Origin of the sequence: Coleofasciculaceae cyanobacterium, assembly GCA_036703275.1 — a bacterium.
Lineage (GTDB): Bacteria > Cyanobacteriota > Cyanobacteriia > Cyanobacteriales > Xenococcaceae > Waterburya.
In genome coordinates this window covers 1-5838 of record DATNPK010000055.1, presented here as the reverse complement: position 1 = coordinate 5838, position 5838 = coordinate 1, and the positions used below count along the sequence as shown (strand labels likewise).

The 5838-nt window shown below is 39.1% G+C and carries 5 protein-coding genes and 1 pseudogene; 5 read left to right on the top strand and 1 reads right to left on the bottom strand.

Features of this window, described 5'->3' with window-relative positions; genetic code table 11:
- Window positions 1–586 precede the first annotated feature (586 nt).
- Window positions 587–1360: a CAP domain-containing protein gene (locus tag V6C71_10070; GenBank protein ID HEY9768826.1), complete on the top strand. Its 774-nt coding sequence runs from the start codon at window positions 587–589 to the stop codon at window positions 1358–1360.
- Between the two features lie 243 nt (window positions 1361–1603).
- Window positions 1604–2797: pseudogene (locus V6C71_10065) on the top strand (IS4 family transposase).
- A gap of 33 nt (window positions 2798–2830) precedes the next feature.
- On the opposite strand, the gene V6C71_10060 reads toward V6C71_10065, so the two are convergent.
- Window positions 2831–3900, bottom strand: a protein-coding gene (locus V6C71_10060; GenBank protein ID HEY9768825.1) for an ISKra4 family transposase whose coding sequence is annotated in 2 segments (ribosomal slippage) — window positions 2831–3744 and window positions 3744–3900 — 1071 coding nt in all. Because the reading frame shifts where the segments join, the coding sequence is not laid out codon by codon here.
- Between the two features lie 105 nt (window positions 3901–4005).
- Between V6C71_10060 and V6C71_10055 the strand changes: the two genes are divergently transcribed.
- From V6C71_10055 to V6C71_10045, 3 genes are all read left to right on the top strand, one after another.
- Window positions 4006–4242, top strand: coding sequence for a hypothetical protein (locus tag V6C71_10055; GenBank protein ID HEY9768824.1), 237 nt, complete (start codon window positions 4006–4008; stop codon window positions 4240–4242).
- A 6-nt stretch (window positions 4243–4248) separates the two neighbouring features.
- Window positions 4249–4545 (top strand): hypothetical protein, encoded by a 297-nt coding sequence (locus tag V6C71_10050; GenBank protein ID HEY9768823.1) that lies wholly within the window; start codon window positions 4249–4251, stop codon window positions 4543–4545.
- Window positions 4546–4940: 395 nt separating this feature from the next.
- The gene (locus tag V6C71_10045) at window positions 4941–5324 is read left to right on the top strand and encodes a helix-turn-helix domain-containing protein (GenBank protein ID HEY9768822.1); all 384 of its coding nucleotides are present in this window, start codon (window positions 4941–4943) and stop codon (window positions 5322–5324) included.
- The last annotated feature ends 514 nt before the right edge of the window (window positions 5325–5838 follow it).

Below are 5838 nucleotides of genomic sequence, written 5' to 3'. Positions count from 1 at the left end.
TTTAGGTCAGATTGAAAATATAGATAAAGGTGATATTTTAGTCCAAAGGGATTTTATTCATTCTCTCTTTGGGATTGCTGTTTGAAAAATTAGCTATTCACAGATTTTTTCTGTCCATTTGAATTTTTTGCAACAGAACCCGCTTTTATAAGCAATTGTTAACGATCGTGTTCAGCGGCGGCAAATAACCTTACGCAATTCACTAAAGGCTTTTGTCAGTCTGCTCCAAGCGACAACCTATTTACCAAAGCACACTTTTAGAGAACCTCCATTATCAGCATCATTGATTCTCATATCAACCGCACCAAAGGATACACGTTCGGATAAGGAAACCTCGGCACTCTCGTCCTCACGGGCTTCATATGCCAATCAAGGACTAGCCCGTGCATGATTAGCGGCTGGAGGCGCGTCCTTCGCGTCGTCCTTTAAGACGAGTGCCTGAGGTTTCACTAAAGCACGAGTCCTTTTTTAGCTCACTTAACCCGTGTGATCCTAAAGTCCGTTCCAAGGCTTATGAAGTCACGGTGAAGCCAAGATAAAGCTTTTATAAAGGTAATTAAGAAAACAATTACCTCACTCTTTAGACATGGCTATCACCAAAATCTCTAACTCAACCCTTTCCGCAAATTCCTACGTATCACAAGACTGGAAAGGAGGATACAAGCTCGAAGTAGATTTAACCTCAAGCGCAGTTGCTAAAGACTGGAAGTTAGACTTTAACCTGGCCGACTACAGTATCAGAGAAGTCTATGGCGTAGATTTAGTCAATAAAGGCAAGGGCAACTATACAATTGACGGAAAAGGCAAATGGGAGACTCTAGACCCAGGAGAAACCGCCAAAGCCATCTTTGTTATTGACGATCCGGGTAAAAATGCAATTGTCCCCAAATTCACTAGCTTAATGGGGTCACCCATTAGCAATCCCGTATTCGATACCAGTGGAGAAACAATGAATTCTAATTTGATCGAGGAAGTTGCCGAGTTAATCAATCTTGAAAGAACACGAGCTGATTTAAATCCTTTGGAAATAGATAGTCAATTATCCCAGGCTGCCCAAATACACAGCGCAAGTATGGCTAATGATGACTTCTTTAGTCATTCTGGAATAGATGGTTCTTCACCTTTCGACCGCATTCAGGATACAGGCTATCAATACACAACTGCTGCCGAAAACATTGCCGCAGGATATCAAACTCCAGAAGCAGTCGTAAGAGCCTGGATGAGTAGTGCGGGGCATCGTGCTAATATTCTTAACTCTAACTTGACTGAAATTGGTGTCGGTTACGAATATTTAGTTAATGATAGCGGTTCGCTTAACTACGATAGTTACTGGACTACTACCTTTGGAACTCCTATATAATCTAGTAATTGAGTTTCAAGTGAACGGTACTCTCCCTTGAAAAGCCCTAAAGGATTCGCTTCGCATCACGCACCGCCCACGGTCGGGTTCCCCGATTCGTGACAAGTTAAGAAAATCAGAGGTTTGTCAAGGGGAGAAAGAAAAGATGTCAAACTCGGATTAGCACAGAGTTAGAACCAAGTTTGACCCATGCCCAGAAAGCGGAAAACAAATCGCGACCATGCCAAGCGACAACAACGCCCAATGATGGAAGATAAGGCAATAGCAGGACAACTATCCGCACTAGTCACACCAGCACTCATAACTGAAGAGAAATACTATCGCCAACTTGGAATGAGGGACAGAATCCTGAATCTGCCACTAATGGTGGCCGCAGTGCTGACACTAATCTGGCGAGACGTTGCGGGAGTCAGAGAACTAAGCACAATACTAGCTAGGGAAGGATTCCTGTGGTGCCAACCCAAACAAGTTAGTCAACAGGCACTATCACAAAGATTTCTGACGTTTCCTGCCCAAATATTTGAGCGAGTATTCAAAGAATTACTACCAGAATTCGAGCGAAAATGGCATAGCCGGAAGCAAAGACCACTACCGTCAAGCATTCAATTTACCCGCACTAAATTTGAGAGAATTTGGGCTGGTGATGGCTCAACATTGGAAGCAATCTTCAAGAAATTGGAGAGTCTAGCAACAGTACCGAAAAACCAATTAGCGGGAAAGATCGCAGTCCTAAAGGACGACGCGAAGGACGCGCCTCCAGGCGCTAATCCTTTAGGGCTAGTGCTTTAGCATACCGCTTCGCATATAGTTATCGATCTAGTAACTCGACTACCAGTAGAAATTTGGTTTCAGGAGAATGCTAAAGCTAGTGACATGAAATTCGAGTCAGACATCCTGAATTTAGTAAAGCCCCAGACATTAATATTGTTAGATAGAGGTTTCTGTCATTATCTGTTTTGGCAACAACTAATCGAAAGGAATGTTCATTTGATTACCCGACTAAACAACAAAGCGTCATTTACCGTCGGGCGAGTATTTACCAATAGTTACAGCATCCGCGACCGAATAGTAACAATGGGTGCTGGCACTAAGACAATTCCCTGTATCACAATGAGATTAGTGGAAATCAGAATGGGTAAAGCTTGGTACTCTTATCTGACCAGCGTGCTTGACCCATTGATTTTACCGCCCTATATAGTTGCCGATTTGTATGGTCGGAGATGGCGAATCGAAGAGGCATTTAATACTGTTAAACGATTGTTAGGCTTGAGTTATATCTGGACGGGTTCACTCAATGGAATTAAATTACAACTCTGGGGAACTTAGCTATTTTATGCTGTGTTAGTCGATCTCGGTGATGCTATCGCTGATGAGGTTTCTCTTGCTTTTGACCGGATTTCTTTAGAGATGATCTATCGTGGTCTTTATCATTTCTATGGGGAGCAAGTCAATTATGTAAAAACAAAGATATCACTTCAATGAAAGAGTATTGTTGAGATAGGCACAGCGATGTTTTAAAACCTGTGGCACATTTTTCGGTTTCCACTGCGCCCCTGAAATTTTCAGCCTTCTGTCTATCTGTTTGACGCTCCCCTCAACTGCTCCCGAAGCAATGGCACAAATGTTCTCTGCTGGGTAATAATCGTAATTGACTATTCGATGGCGATGATTGCCTAAATAAGTACAAAAATTCTGTGCTTGTGTCTTTTTTAGAGGCGAAAACAAATCTAAAGTTGCATCTACTTTTCCCTGCCATAGTAGTTGTTTAGCTTCAGCTAGACGCTTTAATGAACCACCAACCTTATAGAGATTTTCTACTAAATGAAACCAGTCGAGAATTTGTCTACTTTCACCTTCGGGGTTGAACTGGTTCATTAGATTCCCAACTCCTGGATGACCATCTCCTACACAATTCAGTACGAAATCAAAGGGTTGTTGATTGACCCATTGGACTAATTCTTCGTTCTTTTGAAACCATGCCATTCTTGATTGTGAATGAACACAGACTGCTTTGTAGTCTCTCCCAATACAGGATTCACCCTTAGTTTCAGTTCTCAGACGTACTTTACCTCCATCAACACTAATTTCTGCTACTAATGACTCACAATCTGCTTCAGGAAACTGATATCGATGAACTAATCTTTGTTGAGTTCTAGCCGAAACTGTTATTGCTGTGTAACTTGCCACATCTTGGGCTGCGCTGTTATAGGATACATTAGCACTAGCTCTGAGGCAACATTCTGTCAGATAAGGGCTAACTCTTTGATAAGACTTTACTTGTAGTTTCTGTGCTTGTTTTTCGCTCAGTGGCAGTTTTCCAATGATACTTTTTACAGTTCTTTTGCGCCCTACATCTGTTCCTGTTCTTTGTTGGATAAAAAAACACCGATTTGGGGGCTAATGTGTTTAAGTGTTTGTTCTCTAACTGTTTCCTCTATTCTAGCCAAGGTTTCTACTTGTTCTGGTTTACTCTGTCTGTATAGTATTTTGGCGCTCGCATTTATGTGTTCTTTTAATTCTTTTTCTTCAGGTGGTGTCATTTTTTTCTCTCGCGATCTCACCCTATTTTAACTTTTATCTTGTTTGTTAACCTCTATTTAATTTATTAGTTTATTTGTTCTATCAAATTTGACCTGCTCCCACTCATGAGTGTTATTCGTAGAGTAGATTTGGAACAAACAATTGAAACCAGTAATGGCTTTAAGTGGGTAGAAGAGTTTGACAGTGAAGAACGCTCTGAGTTAGTAAATGAAGTTTACTCCGCATTAGAGTTAACCAAATCAACTAATGATTGGAGCTACGTGCGAGATGTTATTCATGAATGGCGTGAAAGTGCGATCGCCCTAACCAGCGAAGAACTAGGCGAGGCATTTGGCAAATAGTAATTGATGTCAGATAAAAATCTATTTTTAGAACCTCCTGAAACAATACTAGAGAGTGCTGAAAAACCCTATGATGCTGTTTGGGCTGTTGTTGGTATTAATTCGAGAGTAGTCAAGAACTGGCGAGAGTTAGTATTAAGCTGCCCTGAGAATGCTATTCGTTGCTACCAACATCTATCCCAAAATCCCATGCTAAGAATTAGAGGAAGAATATTTCCCTTAAGAGGAAAGAAGTACAAGGGAGCTTGGGAATATGAAATAACGACTGCAGACCGAGTTTTCTACGTACCTTTGCAGTCATGAAAAAAAGGTAGTTGTCTACTTATGCAGGCAAACATCCATCTAAAAATAAATATCCATAGCCCCCTACAGTTTAAAAAGAAGTATTAATAATGAATGTTGCTTAAACCTTGATTTGTGATGAATTTTAACTAGAAATAAAAGTCAAATTTTAAGTCACACCTATAAAAGCGTTATACCCGATCGCGTTTCTAGTAGCTTTAGTATTATTAGCGGTAATCCATACCAGTCTTACTATCATTCATCTGGTTGTCAAGACTTATAATTATGATTATCCATTGATACCCAATTCATTCAAATCAAGTTCTAAAAAATGCGCTGTTGTCATTAGCCTTCTAAACTCAATAGGGTATTTAGCCCCTTCATCCTTCAGCTATATAAATTTAAAAACTTCTAAAATGAACGTACCAAACATACCTCTAGTATTTGAATTATCACTACAGGGTAAAACAGTTGAACAAATAGCTACTAAATTAAAACTGAGTGAGTCTACTATCTACAGATTAAAAAGAACCGATGATTACAAGGCTCTTGTTAAAGAATATAAAGAAAGTTGTTTAATCGATATTCGATTTCAAGCTGTCAAAGATAATGACAAATATAATCGTGATGCACAAATGGTATATGAACGAATAATTGAACATATCAAAAGTGATAATTCTAAAATATCCATCGAAGCAATCAAAGTTTTTAACAAATTAAAATCTGATACGGTTGCTGATATATACGCTAATGAATTGGAAGAACTAGAAGACCTAGCCGACCAACTTAATCACGACTAAGTGTGACACTTTTTGACAGTCTAATTTCAATATTCACTTTAATATTAGATGTTGTAGGAAGCTTACACGATTTTAAACTTCCTAGACTACCTGTCAAATCAAACAACGCTATATCAGGCTTTTAAGAATCCCATAATCTTGATTGTTCTAAAATAATGTAAAACCTTATAAAGTATACACAGTAAAATTTATAAGGTTTTTAATATTATATTTTTGTCATAGGAAGCATACAGAATTTAATTATCTAATTATTGGATAATAAGGATCATAAGGTTCTAAAACATCAATCCAAATACCAGTATCAACATATCTTGCAGGGTTTACTTTATTATTGGCAAAATAGTTTTCAGGTAGCAATACGTAATATTGATTGTCTGTAAGAATTCAGGTATTAAATTGAGGGATTAAAGAAGGGCGCTCAATAACACCGATGGTTGCCAGTAAAGCTTGTGTGAAAAAATCCATTACACAGCGGTGCTGAAAACGACAGGTTTGAATGACACTCAGCAAATTA

Coding starts and splice junctions, on each gene's coding strand:
- V6C71_10070 (HEY9768826.1), top strand. CDS start 587: ATGGCTATCACCAAAATCTCTAACTCAACCCTTTCCGCAAATTCCTAC.
- V6C71_10055 (HEY9768824.1), top strand. CDS start 4,006: ATGAGTGTTATTCGTAGAGTAGATTTGGAACAAACAATTGAAACCAGT.
- V6C71_10050 (HEY9768823.1), top strand. CDS start 4,249: ATGTCAGATAAAAATCTATTTTTAGAACCTCCTGAAACAATACTAGAG.
- V6C71_10045 (HEY9768822.1), top strand. CDS start 4,941: ATGAACGTACCAAACATACCTCTAGTATTTGAATTATCACTACAGGGT.